Annotated in this window: 13 protein-coding genes; 9 read left to right on the top strand and 4 right to left on the bottom strand. The window is 70.5% G+C overall.

Annotation, left to right across the window (positions count from 1 at the left end):
- Positions 1-110: 110 nt before the first annotated feature.
- From CW362_RS05130 to CW362_RS05110, 5 genes are read left to right on the top strand one after another with little or no spacing between them, the layout of a single operon-like run.
- The gene (locus CW362_RS05130; RefSeq protein ID WP_103548227.1) at positions 111-3,788 is read left to right on the top strand and encodes a nitrate reductase subunit alpha; all 3,678 of its coding nucleotides are present in this window, start codon (positions 111-113) and stop codon (positions 3,786-3,788) included.
- Position 3,789: 1 nt separating this feature from the next.
- On the top strand, positions 3,790-5,541 hold the full coding sequence (gene narH / locus CW362_RS05125) for a nitrate reductase subunit beta (RefSeq protein WP_103548138.1): 1,752 nt from the start codon (positions 3,790-3,792) through the stop codon (positions 5,539-5,541).
- Entirely contained in the window at positions 5,538-6,152 is a 615-nt protein-coding gene (gene narJ, locus CW362_RS05120; RefSeq protein ID WP_103548137.1) for a nitrate reductase molybdenum cofactor assembly chaperone, read from the top strand. The genes narH and narJ overlap by 4 nt, the downstream gene beginning before the upstream one ends.
- A complete protein-coding gene (gene narI / locus CW362_RS05115; protein WP_103548136.1) occupies positions 6,149-6,877 on the top strand; it encodes a respiratory nitrate reductase subunit gamma in 729 nt (242 codons plus the stop codon). Before narJ ends, narI begins: the two co-directional genes overlap by 4 nt.
- Positions 6,859-8,091 (top strand): nitrate/nitrite transporter, encoded by a 1,233-nt coding sequence (locus CW362_RS05110; protein WP_103548135.1) that lies wholly within the window; start codon positions 6,859-6,861, stop codon positions 8,089-8,091. The genes narI and CW362_RS05110 overlap by 19 nt, the downstream gene beginning before the upstream one ends.
- A gap of 171 nt (positions 8,092-8,262) precedes the next feature.
- Here the strand turns inward: CW362_RS05110 and CW362_RS05105 are convergent, their stop codons facing one another.
- Both CW362_RS05105 and CW362_RS05100 read right to left on the bottom strand, forming a co-directional pair.
- Positions 8,263-8,889, bottom strand: a complete 627-nt coding sequence (locus tag CW362_RS05105) for an HD domain-containing protein (protein ID WP_103548134.1) — start codon at positions 8,887-8,889, stop codon at positions 8,263-8,265.
- Between the two features lie 63 nt (positions 8,890-8,952).
- Positions 8,953-10,701 (bottom strand): SpoIIE family protein phosphatase, encoded by a 1,749-nt coding sequence (locus CW362_RS05100; protein ID WP_240657648.1) that lies wholly within the window; start codon positions 10,699-10,701, stop codon positions 8,953-8,955.
- Between the two features lie 719 nt (positions 10,702-11,420).
- Here CW362_RS05100 and CW362_RS05090 point away from each other — a divergent pair.
- From CW362_RS05090 to CW362_RS05080, 3 genes are all read left to right on the top strand, one after another.
- Positions 11,421-11,903 (top strand): hypothetical protein, encoded by a 483-nt coding sequence (locus CW362_RS05090; RefSeq protein WP_338069049.1) that lies wholly within the window; start codon positions 11,421-11,423, stop codon positions 11,901-11,903.
- A gap of 43 nt (positions 11,904-11,946) precedes the next feature.
- A complete protein-coding gene (locus CW362_RS05085) occupies positions 11,947-12,345 on the top strand; it encodes a DUF5994 family protein (RefSeq protein ID WP_103548133.1) in 399 nt (132 codons plus the stop codon).
- A 144-nt stretch (positions 12,346-12,489) separates the two neighbouring features.
- Positions 12,490-12,987, top strand: a complete 498-nt coding sequence (locus tag CW362_RS05080) for a DUF5994 family protein (RefSeq protein ID WP_240657647.1) — start codon at positions 12,490-12,492, stop codon at positions 12,985-12,987.
- A 345-nt stretch (positions 12,988-13,332) separates the two neighbouring features.
- Here CW362_RS05080 and CW362_RS05075 read toward each other — a convergent pair whose 3' ends face one another.
- Together CW362_RS05075 and CW362_RS05070 are read right to left on the bottom strand one after the other, a co-directional pair.
- On the bottom strand, positions 13,333-14,862 hold the full coding sequence (locus tag CW362_RS05075; protein WP_103548132.1) for a helix-turn-helix domain-containing protein: 1,530 nt from the start codon (positions 14,860-14,862) through the stop codon (positions 13,333-13,335).
- A 229-nt stretch (positions 14,863-15,091) separates the two neighbouring features.
- Positions 15,092-15,286, bottom strand: a complete 195-nt coding sequence (locus CW362_RS05070) for a DUF4236 domain-containing protein (protein ID WP_103548131.1) — start codon at positions 15,284-15,286, stop codon at positions 15,092-15,094.
- Between the two features lie 400 nt (positions 15,287-15,686).
- Between CW362_RS05070 and acnA the strand changes: the two genes are divergently transcribed.
- Positions 15,687-18,401, top strand: a complete 2,715-nt coding sequence (gene acnA / locus CW362_RS05065) for an aconitate hydratase AcnA (protein ID WP_103548226.1) — start codon at positions 15,687-15,689, stop codon at positions 18,399-18,401.
- Positions 18,402-18,417: the final 16 nt, after the last annotated feature.

The following is an 18,417-nucleotide window of genomic DNA, read 5'->3' as shown; positions in this document are numbered from 1 at the left end:
ACCCTTTCGGCCGCCCGCACATGCGCCCCCCGCCCGTCGATGGTGCCCTGGGGTGAGACCGGCCGAGAGGAGCACCCGTGCCCGTGACCAAGGCCGAGACCGCCGGAGGGATGGACGGCACGGCCAGTGACCTGCTGCTGCGTGGTGGGCGGTTCTTCCGGCGGGGCGAGACCTCCGCCGATCTGCGCACGCTCACCAAGGAGGGCGGGCGGAGCGGTGACGTCTTCTACCGGGACCGGTGGAGCCACGACAAGGTCGTGCGCTCCACGCACGGGGTCAACTGCACCGGTTCCTGCCGGTGGAAGGTGTACGTCAAGGACGGCATCATCACCTGGGAGACCCAGGAGACGGACTACCCGAGCGTCGGCCCGGACCGCCCCGAGTACGAGCCGCGCGGCTGCCCGCGCGGGGCCGCCTTCTCCTGGTACACGTACTCGCCGACCCGGGTGCGCTACCCGTACGTCCGCGGCGTGCTCCTGGAGATGTACCGGGAGGCCAAGGCGCGCACCGGCGATCCGGTCACCGCCTGGGCCGACGTCCAGGCCGACCCCGAGCGCCGCCGCCGCTACCAGCGGGCCCGCGGCAAGGGCGGTCTGGTGCGGGCGAGTTGGGACGAGGCGGTGGAGATCGCCGCAGCCGCGCACGTCCACACCATCAAGACGTACGGGCCCGACCGCATCGCGGGCTTCTCACCGATCCCCGCGATGTCCATGGTCTCGCACGCCGCCGGGGCCCGGTTCCACTCGCTCATCGGCGCCCCCATGCTGTCGTTCTACGACTGGTACGCCGATCTGCCGGTCGCCTCCCCGCAGGTCTTCGGCGACCAGACGGACGTCCCCGAGTCGGGGGACTGGTGGGACGCGGCGTACCTGATGATGTGGGGCACCAACGTGCCGGTCACCCGCACCCCGGACGCGCACTGGATGGCCGAGGCGCGCTACCGCGGCCAGAAGGTCGTCGTCGTGTCCCCGGACTACGCCGACAACACCAAGTTCGCCGACGAGTGGCTGCACCCCCACCCCGGCACCGACGGAGCCCTCGCCCTCGCGATGGGCCACGTCGTGCTCAAGGAGTTCTTCGTCGACCGGCAGGTGCCGTTCTTCACGGACTACGTCCGGCGCTTCACCGACCTGCCGTTCCTCGTCACCCTGCGGGAGCACGACGGCGGGCACGTCCCGGACAAGTTCCTGCGCGCCTCCGACCTCGGTGACACCGCGGAGGGCGCGGAGTGGAAGACGGTCGTCCTCGACGACGGCACCGGCCGGCCGGAGGTCCCCGGCGGATCGCTCGGCTTCCGCTGGACCGAGTCGGGCGAGGGCCGGTGGAACCTCGAACTGGGCGATCTGACGCCCCGGCTCTCCCTGCACGAGCGCGACGGAGCCGTTCCCACCGAGGTGCTGCTGCCCCGCTTCGACACCGACGGCGGGCCGCACGGCCAGGGCGGCGGGGAGGTCCGCGCCGCCGGCGTGCCCGCCGTACGCGTCGGCGGCCACCTGGTGACGACCGTGTACGACCTGCTGCTCGCCCAGTACGGCGTGGGCCGCGCCGGACTGCCCGGCACCTGGCCGACGGGGTACGACGACGCCTCCGTCCCCTGCACGCCCGCCTGGCAGGAGGTCCACACCTCCGTCCCGGCCGCGGCGGCCGTCCGCACCGCGCGGGAGTTCGCGGACACCGCCGAGCGGTCCCGGGGCCGCTGCATGATCCTCATGGGCGCCGGCACGAACCACTGGTTCCACTCCGAGACGATCTACCGGGCCTTCCTCGCCCTGCTCCAGCTCACCGGCTGCCAGGGCCGCAACGGCGGCGGCTGGGCACACTACGTCGGCCAGGAGAAGTGCCGCCCGGTGACCGGCTGGGCCACCCTCGCCGCCGCGTCCGACTGGTCGCGCCCGCCGCGCCAGGCGATCGGCACCGCCTACTGGTTCCTGAACACCGACCAGTGGCGCTACGACCACTACCGCGCCGACGTCCTCGCCTCCCCGCTCGGCAGCGGGGCCCTCGCCGGGATGACGGCCGCCGACTGCCTGGCCCAGGCGACCCGTTCGGGATGGATGCCCTCCTACCCGACGTTCGACCGCAACCCGCTCGACCTGTGCGACGAGGCCGGCGACGAGGACCCGGCCGCCTACGCGGTGAACCAACTCCGCGAAGGAAAGCTGGGGTTCGCCGGAGAGGATCCCGACGCCCCCGCCAACTGGCCCCGGGTCGTGACGCTCTGGCGGGCCAACCTGCTGGGTTCCTCGGCGAAGGGCGCCGAGTACTTCCAGAAGCACCTGCTCGGCACCACCTCCTCGCTCGGGGCGAAGGAGGCCGGGCCCGAGGAGCGGCCGCGCGATGTGCGCTGGCACGAGAAGGCACCCGAGGGGAAGCTCGACCTGCTGCTGTCGCTGGACTTCCGCATGACGTCCTCCACCCTCATGTCGGACGTCGTCCTGCCGGCCGCCACCTGGTACGAGAAGCACGACCTGTCCAGCACGGACATGCACCCCTACGTGCACTCCTTCACCCCGGCCGTCGACCCGCCCTGGCAGGCCCGCACCGACTTCGCCGCCTTCCACGCCCTGGCCCAGGCCTTCTCCACGATGGCGGCGAGACACCTGGGCGTGCGCCGCGACCTCGTCGCCACCGCCCTCCAGCACGACACCCCGGGCGAGACCGCGCAGCCCGGGGGCGTCGCCCTGGACTGGCGCAAGGGCGAGTGCGAGCCCGTACCGGGGAAGACCATGCCCCAACTGACCGTGGTGGAAAGGGACTACGGCGCCATCGGCGAGAAGATGGCCACGCTCGGCCCACTGGCGGAGAAGCTCGGCCTGCCCGTGAAGGGCATCGCCTTCGACGTCGCCGGGGAGGTGCGGCTGCTCGCCGAGCGGCACGGCGTCCGGCTGGCCGGGCCGGCGGTGGGACGGCCGCTGCTGGACACCGCCGTCAAGGCGGCGAACACGATCCTCGCCCTGTCCGGCACCACCAACGGCCACCTCGCCACCCAGGGCTTCCACACCCTGGAGCGCCGCACCGGACAGCCGATGGCCCACCTCGCCGCCGAGCACGAGGGCAAGCGCGTCACGTACGCCGACACCCAGGCGGCCCCGGTGCCGGTCATCACCTCCCCGGAGTGGTCGGGCAGCGAGTCGGGCGGGCGCCGCTACACCGCCTTCACCCTCAACACCGAGCACGCGAAGCCCTGGCACACCCTCACCGGACGCCAGCACTTCTTCCTCGACCACGACTGGATCCACGAACTCGGCGAGGCGCTGCCCGTCTACCGGCCGCCGCTGGACATGCGCCGCCTCTTCGGGGACCGGGTCTCCACCGGGGACGACGGCCGGGCGGAGGTGACCGTCCGCTACCTCACCCCGCACAGCAAGTGGTCCATCCACTCCGAGTACCAGGACAACCTCCTCATGCTGTCGCTCTCGCGCGGCGGGCAGAACATCTGGATGTCCCCGCAGGACGCCGGGACGATCGGCGTCCGGGACAACGACTGGATCGAGGCGGTCAACCGCAACGGCGTCGTCGCGGCCCGTGCGGTCGTCAGCCACCGCATGCCGCAGGGCACGGTGTACATGCACCACGCCCAGGACCGCGTCGTCGGCACCCCCAAGGCGCAGACGACGGGCAGGCGCGGCGGGACCCACAACTCCCTCACCCGGCTGCTGCTCAAGCCGACCCATCTCATCGGCGGGTACGCCCAGTTGAGCTGGGCGTTCAACTACCTGGGGCCGACGGGTAACCAGCGCGACGAGATCACGGTCATCCGGCGCCGCACCGAACCGGTGGAGTACTGACATGCGCGTGATGGCACAGATCGCGATGGTGATGAACCTCGACAAGTGCATCGGCTGCCACACCTGTTCCGTCACCTGCAAACAGGCGTGGACCAACCGCGGCGGCGTCGAGTACGTGTGGTTCAACAACGTCGAGACCCGTCCCGGACAGGGATACCCGCGCCGCTACGAGGACCAGGAGACCTGGAAGGGCGGCTGGGAACTCAACAAGCGGGGCCGGCTGAAGCTGAAGGGCGGCGGCCGCTTCTCGAAGCTCGCCAACATCTTCTCCAATCCCAAACTGCCCACCATCGACGACTACTACGAGCCGTGGACGTACGAGTACGCCAACCTCGTCGACGCCCCCCTCGGCGACGACATCCCCGTCGCGCAGCCGCGCTCGCTCCTCAGCGGGAAGCCCTTCAAGATCGAGTGGAGCGCCAACTGGGACGACAACCTCGGCGGGGTGAGCGAACACGGCGAACTCGACCCGATGGTGGCCAAGGTCCGCGAACAGGCCTCGGAGAAGGTGAGGTTCGCGTTCGAGCAGACCTTCATGTTCTATCTGCCGCGGATCTGCGAACACTGCCTGAACCCGTCCTGCGTCGCCTCCTGCCCCTCCGGCGCGATGTACAAGAGGCAGGAGGACGGCATCGTCCTGGTCGACCAGGACCAGTGCCGGGGCTGGCGCATGTGCGTGACCGGCTGCCCGTACAAGAAGGTCTACTTCAACCACCGCACCGGCAAGGCCGAGAAGTGCACGCTGTGCTACCCGCGCCTCGAAGTCGGCCTGCCCACCGTCTGTTCCGAGACCTGCGTCGGACGGCTGCGCTACCTGGGCGTCATGCTCTACGACGCCGACAAGGTCCTCCAGGCGGCCTCCGCCCCCGACGACACCGACCTCTACGAGGCCCAACTGGGCGTGTTCCTGGACCCCGAGGACCCCGCCGTACGCCGGGAGGCGGAACGCGCGGGCATCGCCCAGGACTGGATCGACGCCGCCCGCCGCTCACCCGTCCACGCCCTCATCAGCAGGTACAAGGTGGCGCTGCCGCTCCATCCGGAGTACCGCACGATGCCGATGGTCTGGTACATCCCGCCGCTCTCCCCGGTCGTCGAGGCGCTCACCGAGACCGGGTTCGACGGCGAGGACGCCGGAAACCTCTTCGGCGCGATCGACACCCTGCGCATCCCCCTGGAGTACCTCGCCGAACTGTTCACCGCGGGCGACACCGCCCCCGTACGGGCCTCCCTGGAGAAACTCGCCGCGATGCGCGCCGCGATGCGCCCCGGACTGCTCGCCGGCGACCCCTCGGGACCGGCCCCGGTCGACGAGGACGTCGCCCGGTCGGCCGGCCTGTCCGGGGAGGAGATGTACGCGCTGTACCGGCTGCTGGCCCTCGCCAAGTACGACGAGCGGTACGTGATCCCCACCGCCGCCGTCGGCGACGCACGCCGTCTGGAGGAGTCCGTCCTGCCCGACGAGTGCAGCCTCGACTACGCGGGCGGCCCCGGCATGGGCGGCTCCGGCCCCTACGGCGAAGGGTCCGGCGCGTCTCCGCCGATGTCCGTGGAGAACTTCCACGTGCTGCGCGACCGCCAGACCGCCGACGCCCCCGCCGACACCGGCCGCAGCCGCGTCAACCTCCTCAACTGGGACGGCCGGGGCCACCCCGCCGGACTGTTCCCCGCGAAGCCGGAGAAGCCAGGAGCGCCCGACGGGCCAGGTACCGCACCGCGCCCGCCCGAGAACGACGACGAGGAGGAGAGATGACCGTCCCGCACGCCGTCGTCCACGCCGCGGTCGCCCGCTGCCTGGTCTACCCCGACGACGCGTTCCACGCCGGCCTCGGTGTCCTGCGCGCGGCCCTCGACGAACGACCCGGCCCGGGAACGGGGGAGCTGCACACCTTCCTCGACCACGTGGACGCCACCGACCCCGACCGGCTCCGCCAGGACTACGTCCGCACCTTCGACTTCACCGGCCGCCGCTGCCTGTACCTCACCTGGTGGACCGACGGCGACACCCGCCGCCGCGGCCGGTCCCTGGTGCGCTTCAAGGAGATCTACCGGGAGCACGGACGGGAGTACGCGGACACCGGCGAACTCCCCGACTTCCTCCCGGCCGTCTGCGAGTTCTGCGCCCTCACCGGCACCGACACCCTCCTGCGCGAGAACCGCCCGGCGCTGGAACTGCTGCGCTTCGCCCTCGTCGAGGCCGGCTCGCCCTGGGCCGGTGTCCTCCAGGCCCTCGTCGCGACCCTGCCCGGCGCCTCCCCCCGCGACCGCGCCGCCGCCCAGGCGATGGCACGCAACGGACCACCCCGCGAGGACGTGGGCCTCGCCCCCTTCGGTACCCCGCTCCTGGAGGTCGTGACCCGATGAGCCTCGCCGACAGCCTCCTGTGGACGGCGATGCCGTACATCACGATCGTCCTGCTCGTCGGCGGGATCATCTGGCGCTACCGTTACGACAAGTTCGGCTGGACGACCCGGTCCTCGCAGCTCTACGAGTCCAGGCTGCTGCGGATCGCCTCCCCGGTGTTCCACTACGGCATCCTCTTCGTCCTGGCCGGCCATCTCGTCGGACTGTTCGTCCCCGACTCCTGGACCAGCGCGATCGGGGTGAGCGAGTCCACGTACCACTACCTCTCCCTCTACACCGGCACGCTCGCGGGCCTCGCCACCGTCGCCGGCATCGCGCTGCTGATCTACCGCCGCCGCACCAACGGGCCGGTCTTCCTCGCCACCACCCGCAACGACAAGCTCATGTACGTCGTGCTGCTCGCCGCGATCCTGATGGGCATGATCGCCAAGCTCACGCACGCGGGAGGCCACGGCTACGACTACCGCACCACCATCGCCCCCTGGCTGCGCAGCGTCTTCACCCTGCACCCGGACTACGCGCGGATGGACGGCGTGCCGGTCACCTACCAGATCCACATCGTCATCGGGTGCGTCCTCATCGCCCTCGTCCCCTACACCCGGCTGATCCACATGTTCAGCGCTCCCGTGCAGTACCTCTTCCGCCCCTACATCGTCTACCGCAGCCGCGAGCGCGGTCAGCTCGGCACCCGTTCCGAGCGGCCCGGATGGGAGAGGGTGCCGTGAGTGCGCAGACCGCCCGGAGCGCCCCGGGCCCCACGGCGGTGTCCGGCGCCGCCTACCGCAACCTGGTCGTCGCCACGATCGGCTTCGCCATCACCTTCTGGGCCTGGAACCTCATCGCGCCGATCGCCACCCCCCTGGGCGAGAAGCTCTCGCTGAGTTCCTTCGAGCAGTCGCTGATGGTCGCGGTCCCCGTGCTCGTGGGCTCGCTCGGCCGGGTGCCCGTCGGCGCGCTCACCGACCGCTTCGGCGCGAAGATCATGTTCCCCCTCGTCACCGCGTTGACCATCGTGCCCGTCCTGCTGCTGACGGTCGTGAAGGACTCCTACGGAGGCCTCCTCGTCGTCGGATTCTTCCTCGGCATGGGCGGTACGACCTTCGCGATCGGCGTCCCCCTCGTCAACTCCTGGTTCCCGCCCGAGCGCCGTGGCGCCGCCGTCGGCGTCTTCGGCGCGGGCATGGGCGGCGTGGCCCTCTCCGGCTACTTCACCCCTCGCATCTACAAGCACGGCGAGAACCTGCCGTTCGTGGTGCTGGCCATCGCCCTGGCCGTCATGGCCGTCGTGGAGTACTTCCTCCTCGCCGACCGTCCCGACCGCGTGGTCCCCACCACCTCGCTGGGCACGCGGCTGGCCGACGCCGGGCGGCTGCGGGTCACGTGGGAGCTCGCGGCCCTGTACGCGATCGGATTCGGCGGCATCGTCGCGTTCGGCGTCTACCTGCCGACGTACCTCAAGACCTGGTACGACCTGTCGCCCACCGACGCCGGGACACGGGCGGCCGGTTTCGCGCTCGTCACCGTGATCTTCCGCCCGATCGGCGGCTGGCTCTCCGACCGTGTCCACCCCGCCGTCGTCACCTCCTGGGCCCTCGGCATCGTCGGGATCATGGCGGTGTGCCAGGCGTTCGAACCCCACCTCGTCCCGGGCGGAACGGTCTTCCTCCTGGTGATGGCGGCCGGTCTCGGCACCTCCAGCGGCAGCGTCTTCGCGATGGTCGCCCGGGTCACGCCGCCGCCGAAGGTCGGCAGCGTCACCGGAATCGTCGGCGCGATGGGCGGACTCGGCGGCTTCGTCCCGCCCCTCGTCATGGGCGCCGTCTACAGCGCCAAGAGCTCCTACGCCATCGGCTTCATGCTGCTCTCCGACCTCGCCCTGGCCGGCTGCGTCTACTCCTTCGGACGCATGCGCGACGTGGGCCGGGAACGCGCCGCGTGACGGACCGGCCCGCACCGCGTGACGGACGGACCGGGACCGGTTGCCCACGGACGCCACGGTGGACGTGAGGGGCCGCCCATGGACGCCACGGCGGACGTGATCGGCCGGCCACGGACGCCCGGTGGACGGAGCCACGGCACCGGCCGCGTCCACCGGACCGCGTCCGGCAGGTCAGCCGGCCGGGCGGTCCAGCGGGTTCACCCGGACGCGCTCGGCGAGGCCACCTCGGACCGATGTGGCCGGTGAGCTCTGCGGCTTGCGGGCCGCCTGGTCCTGGAAGCAGGCCAGGAACTCGTCCGCGAGCCCCGCGCGCGGGTACCGGGCCAGCACCTCCGCCTGGAACCCTGCGGTGAAATCGTCCAGGTGCCGCCCCGAGATGTCCACGCCGGTCGCCCGCTCCAGCAGATGGCCCTCCGGGTCCTCCCGCAGGTCCACCACGTCCCACATGTGCCGGACGATGACTTCCGACAGCCGCCGCCGACGCTCCGCGGGCCACCCGGCACCCGCCGCGAACACCCAGGCCACGTGCCCGCCGGCCACGTCGAAGTCGACCGTGTGACTGTCGAACTCCGCCACCAGCCCGATGTCGTGGAGCAGCGCCGACACGTACAACAGCTCGGCGTCGTGCTCGATGCCACGCTGCGCGGCGTACGCGGAGGCCCACACGTAGGAGCGCACCGAATGGTTGAGCAGGGCGGGGGAGCAGTAGGCGGTGGCGACCTCCAGGGCGGCGGCGCAGGCGGCCGTGCCGGGGGCGACGGGTACGGTCAGGGCTCCGGGAGCGCTGTGAGCAGTCATGCCGCCGAGTATGCCTCCCGGCCCCGGTCGCCCTCCGGCTCCCCGAAGCCACAACTTCCTTTGTCACAGCGTCGGCAGACGCAGGGCGAGCAGGGCCACGTCGTCGGTGCTGCCGGGCGGCATACGGGCGAGCAGTTGGTCGCACAGCGTGTCCAGCGGTGCGTGGGCGAGAGCGAGGGCGTGGCGACGCAGCCGGTCCAGGCCGGTGTCGAGGTCGCTGCCGGGGATTTCGACCAGGCCGTCGGTGTAGAGCAGCAGGGTGGAACCCGGCGGCAGGGGGTGCGTGGCGTCCGGCCGGCCCACGCCGGTGTCCACGGGGACGCCGAGGACGATTCCCTGTCCGGCTTCGAGGTACTGCGCGTGTCCGCCGGGGGGCAGGAGGAGAGGCGGCGGGTGTCCGGCGCTGGTCCACCGCAGGGTCCATGGGCCGGTGTGCGGGTGACCCTCGACCTGTGCGAGGACGAGGGTGGCCATGGGGACGGTGGTGATGGCGGGCATGGCGTCGTCGAGGCGGTCGACGACAGCGCCGGGCGGTCCGGTGTGGTCCCAGGCCAGGGACCGCAGGATGCCGTGCAGTTGGGCCATCCCGGCGGCCGCGGTCAGGTCGTGACCCACGACGTCGCCGATGACCAGCGCGAGCGTGCCGTCCTTCAGCTCGAACGCGTCGTACCAGTCGCCGCCGACCTGGGAGCCGGCGGGGGCGGGCTGGTAGCGGGCGGCCAGCCGCAGGCGGCCGGGCTGGGGCAGCGGGGCGAGCAGGTTGTGCTGCATGGCCTCGGCGACGGCGCGCTGGCGGCCGAACAGCCGTGCGTTGTCGATGACCAGACCGACCCGGCGGCCGATGTCGCTCACCACCTCCAGGTCGGCTGTGTCGAAGGGGTGCGCCGGATCGGTGCGCACCACCGTGAGGGCGCCGGTGATCTGCTGGTAGGAGCCCAGCGGGACCGTGATGGCGGACGTCGCGTCCACCGTCCGCAGGAAGTCGCGGTGGGCGACGGCCAGGGGAGAGCCGGGCGCCGTGGTCGTCCCCGCCTCGTCCTGCGCGTCCTGCTCGTTCTGCAGCACGGGATCACCTCCGTGCAGCACCTGGACAAGAGCTGAGCGGTCCGCCTCCCCGTTGTCGGGAAGGCGCTCGCGCCGGCCCTCCAGCCCGGCATCCCGGCCCGCGGGGCCGGTCACCGCCACTCGGTGGACCTGTCCGGAACCGGTCCGGAGGTCAACCGCCACCCAGTCGGCGAGGCGAGGAACCAGCAGGCGGCCCAGCCGGGCGAGTGCCTCGTCGGTCTCCAGGGTCTGACCCAGGACATCGGTGATCTCCGCGACCAGCGTCAGCCGCTCGTTGAGGTCCTCCAGGGCACTCGTATAGGCCGCACGCTCCCGGCGCGCGCTGCGGTCGCTCATGACGTCGGTGAACAGCACGGCCATGCCCTTGAACGAGCCGCCGTCCGTCAGGGGAGAGGCGGACCACGAGATCGTGACCAGGCGACCGTCACCGCGCAGGTAGCTGTCGCCCTCCCCGCGCGCGGCGGCCCCCTCGGCCAGTGCCCGGAGCAGCAGGCACCGCTCGCGCGGGAGAGTGCCGCCGTCCGTGTCCCGGTGCAGCAGATCGTGCGCGTCCTTCCCGCGTATCGCGCGGGTGGCTCGGCCCAGCAGCCGTTCGGCGGCTGAGTTGACGGCGAGGATCCGGCCGCCCGGATCCACCACCATCAGGGCCGTGCTCAGCTGCTCGACGACCTGCCGCCAGAAGTCCGGTTCGGCCGCCAGCCACGACTGCCCCTCACCTCCCGCACCGGGCACCGCATCCTCCACCACGCCGCCCTCCAGCCATGACAGCCTCCCACCGAAGACCGCGCGCGTATCAGGGGAACCGACACGTCAGTACCGATGATCCCCCGACGGGAACCCGCTCGCACGGTCGGCACGAGCTCCTGCTCACCCGCCTTCGTCCCGATGAACGGGACCCTCCGCGCCGGCCCTCTGGCGTTGGTCCCGGAAGACAGCCGCGATCCTCCTCCTCGGTCTCCACGAGCCGTATTCCCCGGTGTGTCGGCGTGACCGTCGCGGGTGCGTCTCGGTGGGCCCAGCGGACCGTGACGAGTCCTTCGCCCACCGGACAAGTACAGGCCGCGGCCAGATCCTGCTCAGGGATCGCCAGATCGTCACGCAGTTCGGCGCCGGAGACATCAGGAAGTCCTCCGCCTCCGTGCGGCGTACAGGATTTTCATGATCGCTTCGCGGCAGTTCTTCCGCCGGTGCGGTGTTGCCATGGTTGTCACCACCCGTCCTGGCCCGAGTGCCTGGCCACGACCAGCGGGATTCATCGGGGGCTCTGTCCGTGTGAACGCGATGCCGCTTCCGAAACAGCCGCTGTTGCCGCACAGACGGGAGTACGGTGGACGGGAGGAAGACTTTCCGTATGCCGGAAATCCGATGCCGGAAATCCGGCCGGTCCCGGACCGTCGTCTCGTGTTCCGCATTTCTCCGGACCATGTGCCTTCCACAGCACTCCACCGTCCTCACATGGGCAGCCCGTGATCCGGCTGCGCCATCCGCATCCAGGCCGAGGAGCCAGGTATGCCATTGAGTCCCAGCACGTCCACGGCGGTCACGCCGCCGGCCCCGCCCCGCCACCCCAGGGCTACGACGGGACGTCCCCCTTCCCGCCGGACGGCCCGGCGCCCGCGCGCGACGGTGGTGAGCGGCTGTACGTCACGGTGACGACGGTGATCGTCGTCCTGCCGTTCGTGGCGATCGGTCTCGCCGGCTGGCTGCTGTGGGGGAGGCCGGTCCATCCCGCCGACATGGTGCTCGCCGTCGTCCTCTACGTGATCACGGGTCTCGGCGTCACGGTCGGCTTCCACCGCGGCCTCACCCGCGGCGGCTACCGGGCCGTCCGTCCCGTGCGCATCGCGCTCGCGGTGGCAGGGCCGATGAGTTTCCAGGGCGACGTCATCGGCTGGGTGCACGACGTGCGCTGGCCGACTGCGGAGCGGGTCGCGGCCCGCCGCGCCTGACGCCGACCACCCGATCTCTTACAACAGCTGGCAGGAGCCCTTCATGACCACCGCACTGCAGTCCCCGCCTCCCGCCCGCCCCCTCCTCCGGCTGCGTCTCGCGTCCCGCAGCGGCATGCCCCGGCCCATCGACGGAGCGTGGTGGCCCCGTTCGTCCGACCTGCTCGCCGAACTCCCCCAGCTGCTCGCTGGTTTGCCACGCGCGTGGGGTCACATCACCAGCGTCACCGTCCACGGGGCGACGTGGCCCGCGGTGCCCGGCCGGATGCTCGTCTTCAACCAGGTCGTACGACTGCGCAGGACCGTGGCGGTATCCGCCCCGCACACGATCGTCCTGCTCGCCCCCGGCCAGGGGCGCTGGGACCTGCTGGTCGTGCCTCCGGACACGACCGAGGAGGCCGCGGAACCGCTCATGGCAGCAGCCGCCGGCGATCACGTGTGACGGGACCCGCCCCTGTGCCGCCCGGTCGCGACGGGCGGCGCGTTCCGCGTGCCATCACATCCCGGCATTGCGTCGCTGATTCCGGCCGTGTGACGAGAGGACACCGCCGCTCCCGTCCTTCCCGGCCCGCGCCCTGCTTCCGAGGTGTGCCCGTTCCGCCGGCATGAGCGCGGTCGCGGTCCTCGGCGGACCGGTGTCCGTGCTCCCACCGGCCCCGTACCGGCTCTGCTGGATGGCGCGCGGTGGCCCCGCTCCCGCGATCTCGGGCCGAACTTCTTTCCCTCACGGCCGTATTGGATCCGTTGTGGGGGGGGGCGGATCACCCGGGTCACGGTGAATTCCACCCACTGGCCGGTCGTTCCGTTCAGGGTGTCCGTCGCCGGGCACGTGGTGAAGGTGGGCTGGTTCCTGGCCGAGCGGGACCCGCACGAACTGCTGCTGCTCTCGTACCGCATGGGTCACTGGAACCTCTTGGTGGTCCCGCCGCAGACGACTCCCGTCTCGGCCGCCTGGCCGATGGCCGCCGCAAGCGATCCACTGGGCACCTCGACCGCGAGCCGGTTGACGGAGGAGGCGGCGCGCCTGCGGACGGTGTCCGAGACGGACCGGGCAGGTGTCAGCGATCGGACCTCGGCCGCATGAGGCTCAGCCACGGCACGGCCCGGCCCGACCACAGGGACGGCATCGCCTTCATCCGCGCCGCCGTCGACAGGGCGTCACCTTCTTCGATCCCACTCCCACAGCCGTGACGCTTGTTTGACGCTCTGGGCCGTGAATCGCCGGAGGTACGGGCCAGAAAGAGATCTTGACCTGGGTTTTCTCCTGCTCCGTCTTCTGCGATGTCTTTCCGATGACGCATCATGCCGAGTGCGCAGCGACCGGAAGCCTTCGGTCCGGCCCAAAGTCCCAGAGGCGCCGTCACCTCCCTTTCCGTCCCGCGTTCATGCAGGTCGGAAAGGGAGGTGACGGCGCTTTTTCCGGCGGCGCTCAGATGTCCCGGAAGATCTCGATCTGGGCGCCGATCGAGTTCAGGCGCTCGGCGAGGTCCTCGTAACCGCGGTTGATGACGTACACGTTCCGCAGCACCGAGGTGCCCTCGGCCGCCATCATCGCGAGCAGCACGACCACGGCGGGGCGCAGCGCGGGCGGGCACATCATCTCGGCGGCGCGCCAGCGGGTCGGGCCCTCGACGAGCACCCGGTGCGGGTCGAGCAGCTGGAGCCGGCCGCCGAGGCGGTTGAGGTCCGTCAGGTAGATCGCCCGGTTGTCGTAGACCCAGTCGTGGATCAGCGTCTGGCCCTGCGCGGTGGCCGCGATGGCCGCGAAGAACGGGACGTTGTCGATGTTCAGGCCCGGGAACGGCATCGGGTGGATCTTGTCGATGGGCGCCTCCAGCTTGGAGGGCCGCACGGTCAGGTCGATCAGCCGCGTACGGCCGTTGTCCGCGAAGTACTCGGGGGTGCGGTCGTGGTCGAGGCCCATTTCCTCCAGGACCGCGAGCTCGATCTCCAGGAACTCGATCGGCACCCGGCGCACCGTCAGCTCCGACTCGGTGACCACGGCGGCGGCGAGCAGGCTCATCGCCTCGACCGGGTCCTCGGAGGGCGAGTAGTCCACGTCGACGTCGATGTTCGGCACGCCGTGCACGGTGAGCGTCGTGGTGCCGATGCCCTCCACCCGTACGCCCAGGGCCTCCAGGAAGAAGCACAGGTCCTGGACCATGTAGTTGGAGGACGCGTTGCGGATGACCGTGACACCGTCGTGGCGGGCGGCGGCGAGCAGCGCGTTCTCGGTGACCGTGTCCCCGCGCTCGGTCAGTACGATCGGCCGTCCGGGTGTGACGGACCGGTCGACCTGGGCGTGGTAGAGCCCCTCGGTCGCGGCGATGTCGAGGCCGAACCGGCGCAGCGCGATCATGTGCGGCTCGATGGTGCGGGTGCCGAGGTCGCAACCGCCCGCGTAGGGCAGCTTGAAGGCGTCCAGACGGTGCAGCAGCGGGCCGAGGAACATGATGATGGACCGCGTGCGGATGGCGGCCTCGGCGTCGATCGACTCCATGTCCAGCTCGCTCGGCGGCACGATCTCCAGGTCGACGCCGTTGTTGATCCAGCGGGTGCGGACGCCGATCGAGTTGAGGACCTCCAGCAGGCGGTAGACCTCTTCGATGCGGGCCACCCGGCGCAGCACCGTGCGCCCCTTGTTCAGGAGCGTCGCGCACAGCAGCGCGACGCAGGCGTTCTTGCTGGTCTTGACGTCGATCGAGCCGGACAGACGACGCCCGCCGACGACGCGCAGATGCATCGGACCCGCATAACCGAGCGAGACGATCTCGCTGTCCAGCGCCTCGCCGATCCGGGCGATCATCTCAAGGCTGATGTTCTGGTTGCCGCGCTCGATGCGATTGACGGCGCTCTGGCTGGTGCCGAGTGCCTCGGCGAGCTGCGACTGCGTCCAGCCTCGGTGTTGCCGGGCGTCACGGATGAGCTTGCCGATACGTACGAGGTAGTCGTCTGCCATGGCGCGACCGTATATCGGATGTGAGATAAAACGAAATGGAACGGGGCCTTCCGGGTGGCGGGGGTCACCTGACGGTGTTCGAGGGGGAGTTCGGGTGTCCCGCACCGGCGCGGCGGCGGCGCCCGCGGTGCGCCCGGTGGCCCGGCGGGCCCGCGCCGCCGTCGGCGAGTGCCATGAAGGAGTACCTCCGTGACGGTTCGTCGGAGGTAAGTGATTTGTCTCTATTGGGCTACTTTGCCTTGCGCGTCGTCTTGCGCCACCCGAACGGCCCCGGCAGGTCCATCGACGTCGTCCTGCGCCCGGTGCTGCTGTGGGTGTGCTTCGGCCCGTGGTGTCCGCCCGTGGTGATGGACCACGACTTGCGGTTGATGTTGAGCCGCACCCCGGGAAGGATGCGGAAGCTCTTGCGGAAGGTGAGCGGCATGGTGCCCCCCTGGGTCGTCGTGCCGGGGCGTTCCCGGCGGACACCGGGTACCCCCGAACGGCCGCGGTGTGCCTGTCCCGGGCTTCGGGGCGTCAAGTTCCTTGCGCGTGGGGCATGGATGCGGCCCCGTGAGGGGGCGGTGCCGGACGATGCGGACTTTCTCCCTTTCATGGGATAAGTGGAACGGCCCGGACATGCGGGCGTGCGGACATGACCTGTCCGCCCCCATGCACTAGAGTTATCTCGACATCGAGATATCTGCCGAGGCGTACCGCAGCCGCACGCCGTCATCGGGTCTGGCGGTAAGGGTTACCTAACTTAGCCTTACCTTAGCGGATCGGCCATGGCGTCGTGGCGGCAGGATGCGGTGGGAACGCGCACATCAATGAAGGAGACTGTCGTGTCGGCGAACAGCTTCGACGCCCGCAGCACGCTGCAGGTGGGCGACGAGTCGTACGAGATCTTCCGGCTGGACAAGGTGGAAGGCTCGGCTCGCCTTCCGTACAGCCTGAAGGTGCTGCTGGAGAACCTGCTCCGCACGGAGGACGGCGCGAACATCACCGCCGACCACATCCGGGCCCTCGGCGGCTGGGACTCGCAGGCCCAGCCCAGCCAGGAGATCCAGTTCACGCCCGCCCGCGTGATCATGCAGGACTTCACCGGCGTGCCCTGTGTCGTCGACCTCGCCACCATGCGTGAGGCCGTCAAGGAGCTCGGCGGCGACCCGGCCAAGGTCAACCCGCTCTCCCCGGCCGAGCTGGTCATCGACCACTCCGTCATCGCCGACAAGTTCGGCACGAAGGACGCCTTCGGCCAGAACGTCGAGCTGGAGTACGGCCGCAACAAGGAGCGCTACCAGTTCCTGCGCTGGGGCCAGACCGCGTTCGACGACTTCAAGGTCGTCCCGCCGGGCACCGGCATCGTCCACCAGGTGAACATCGAGCACCTGGCGCGTACGGTCATGGTCCGCAACGGCCAGGCGTACCCCGACACCCTCGTCGGCACCGACTCGCACACCACGATGGTCAACGGCCTCGGCGTGCTCGGCTGGGGCGTCGGCGGCATCGAGGCCGAGGCCGCGATGCTCGGCCAGCCGGTCTCCATGCTGATCCCGCGCGTCGTCGGCTTCAAGCTGACCGGCGAGCTGCCGACCGGCACCACCGCCACCGACCTCGTGCTGACCATCACCGAGATGCTGCGCAAGCACGGTGTCGTCGGCAAGTTCGTCGAGTTCTACGGCGAGGGCGTGGCCGCCACGTCGCTGGCCAACCGCGCCACCATCGGCAACATGTCGCCGGAGTTCGGCTCCACCGCCGCGATCTTCCCGATCGACGGCGAGACCCTGAACTACCTCAAGCTCACCGGCCGCTCCGAGCAGCAGGTCGCGCTCGTCGAGGCGTACGCCAAGGAGCAGGGCCTCTGGCTCGACCCGGCCGCCGAGCCCGACTTCTCCGAGAAGCTGGAGCTCGACCTCTCCACGGTCGTCCCCTCGATCGCCGGCCCGAAGCGCCCGCAGGACCGCATCGTCCTCGCGAACGCCGCCGAGCAGTTCAAGACCGACGTCCTGAACTACGTCTCCACCGCCGACGAGGCGGGCGAGGAGTCCTTCCCGGCCTCCGACGCCCCGGCCGCCACGAACGGCGTGCCGTCCAACCCGGTCCAGGTCACCGCCCCCGACGGCACGACCTACACGATCGACCACGGTGCGGTGACGGTCGCGGCCATCACCTCCTGCACCAACACCTCGAACCCGTACGTCATGGTCGCCGCCGCGCTCGTCGCGAAGAAGGCCGTGGAGAAGGGCCTGACCCGCAAGCCGTGGGTCAAGACCACCCTCGCCCCGGGCTCCAAGGTCGTCACCGACTACTTCGACAAGGCGGGGCTCACCCCCTACCTCGACAAGGTCGGCTTCAACCTGGTCGGTTACGGCTGCACCACCTGCATCGGCAACTCCGGCCCGCTGCCGGACGAGGTCTCCAAGGCCGTCAACGACCACGACCTCGCGGTCACCTCGGTCCTCTCCGGCAACCGGAACTTCGAGGGCCGCATCAACCCCGACGTCAAGATGAACTACCTGGCCTCCCCGCCGCTGGTCGTCGCCTACGCCATCGCGGGCTCCATGAAGGTGGACATCACCCGCGACGCGCTCGGCACCGACACCGAGGGCAAGCCGGTCTACCTGGCCGACATCTGGCCCTCCGAGGCCGAGGTCAACGACGTCGTGGCGAACGCCATCGGCGAGGACATGTTCAGCAAGTCCTACCAGGACGTCTTCGCGGGCGACGCCCAGTGGCAGGCGCTGCCGATCCCCGAGGGCAACACCTTCGAGTGGGACCCGCAGTCGACCTACGTCCGCAAGCCCCCTTACTTCGAGGGCATGACGATGGAGACCACCCCGGTCTCGGACATCGCCGGCGCGCGCGTCCTCGCCAAGCTCGGCGACTCGGTCACCACCGACCACATCTCCCCGGCCGGCGCGATCAAGGCCGACACCCCCGGAGGCAAGTACCTCACGGAGCACGGTGTCGAGCGCCGTGACTTCAACAGCTACGGCTCGCGCCGCGGCAACCACGAGGTCATGATCCGCGGTACGTTCGCCAACATCCGCCTGCGCAACCAGATCGCGCCGGGCACCGAGGGCGGCTACACCCGCGACTTCACCGTCGAGGGCGCGCCCGTCGCGTTCATCTACGACGCCTCGCGCAACTACATCGAGCAGGGCATCCCGCTGGTCATCCTGGCCGGCAAGGAGTACGGCTCCGGCTCGTCCCGCGACTGGGCCGCCAAGGGCACCGCGCTCCTCGGCGTCAAGGCCGTCGTCGCCGAATCGTACGAGCGCATCCACCGCTCGAACCTCATCGGCATGGGCGTCCTGCCGCTCCAGTTCCCGGAGGGCGCGAACGCCGAGTCCCTCGGTCTGACCGGCGAGGAGACCTTCTCCATCACCGGCGTCGAGGAGCTCAACAACGGCACCACCCCGCGCACGGTGAAGGTCACCACCGACACCGGCGTCGAGTTCGACGCGGTCGTCCGCATCGACACCCCCGGCGAGGCGGACTACTACCGCAACGGCGGCATCATGCAGTACGTGCTGCGCAACCTGATCCGCAACTGAGCGGTCCGGTGAAGCA

The sequence above is a fragment of the Streptomyces populi genome, from assembly GCF_002911015.1.
GTDB lineage: Bacteria > Actinomycetota > Actinomycetes > Streptomycetales > Streptomycetaceae > Streptomyces > Streptomyces populi.
The sequence above is the reverse complement of the archived record's forward strand: the minus strand, read 5'-3'. Positions and strand labels throughout refer to the sequence as shown.

What these genes read in the sequence shown, in the direction of transcription:
- CW362_RS05130 (WP_103548227.1), top strand. Translation starts at nt 111, where the DNA reads ATGGACGGCACGGCCAGTGACCTGCTGCTGCGTGGTGGGCGGTTCTTC.
- narH (WP_103548138.1), top strand. Translation starts at nt 3,790, where the DNA reads ATGCGCGTGATGGCACAGATCGCGATGGTGATGAACCTCGACAAGTGC.
- narJ (WP_103548137.1), top strand. Translation starts at nt 5,538, where the DNA reads ATGACCGTCCCGCACGCCGTCGTCCACGCCGCGGTCGCCCGCTGCCTG.
- narI (WP_103548136.1), top strand. Translation starts at nt 6,149, where the DNA reads ATGAGCCTCGCCGACAGCCTCCTGTGGACGGCGATGCCGTACATCACG.
- CW362_RS05110 (WP_103548135.1), top strand. Translation starts at nt 6,859, where the DNA reads ATGGGAGAGGGTGCCGTGAGTGCGCAGACCGCCCGGAGCGCCCCGGGC.
- CW362_RS05105 (WP_103548134.1), bottom strand. Translation starts at nt 8,889, where the DNA reads ATGACTGCTCACAGCGCTCCCGGAGCCCTGACCGTACCCGTCGCCCCC.
- CW362_RS05085 (WP_103548133.1), top strand. Translation starts at nt 11,947, where the DNA reads ATGACCACCGCACTGCAGTCCCCGCCTCCCGCCCGCCCCCTCCTCCGG.
- CW362_RS05075 (WP_103548132.1), bottom strand. Translation starts at nt 14,862, where the DNA reads ATGGCAGACGACTACCTCGTACGTATCGGCAAGCTCATCCGTGACGCC.
- CW362_RS05070 (WP_103548131.1), bottom strand. Translation starts at nt 15,286, where the DNA reads ATGCCGCTCACCTTCCGCAAGAGCTTCCGCATCCTTCCCGGGGTGCGG.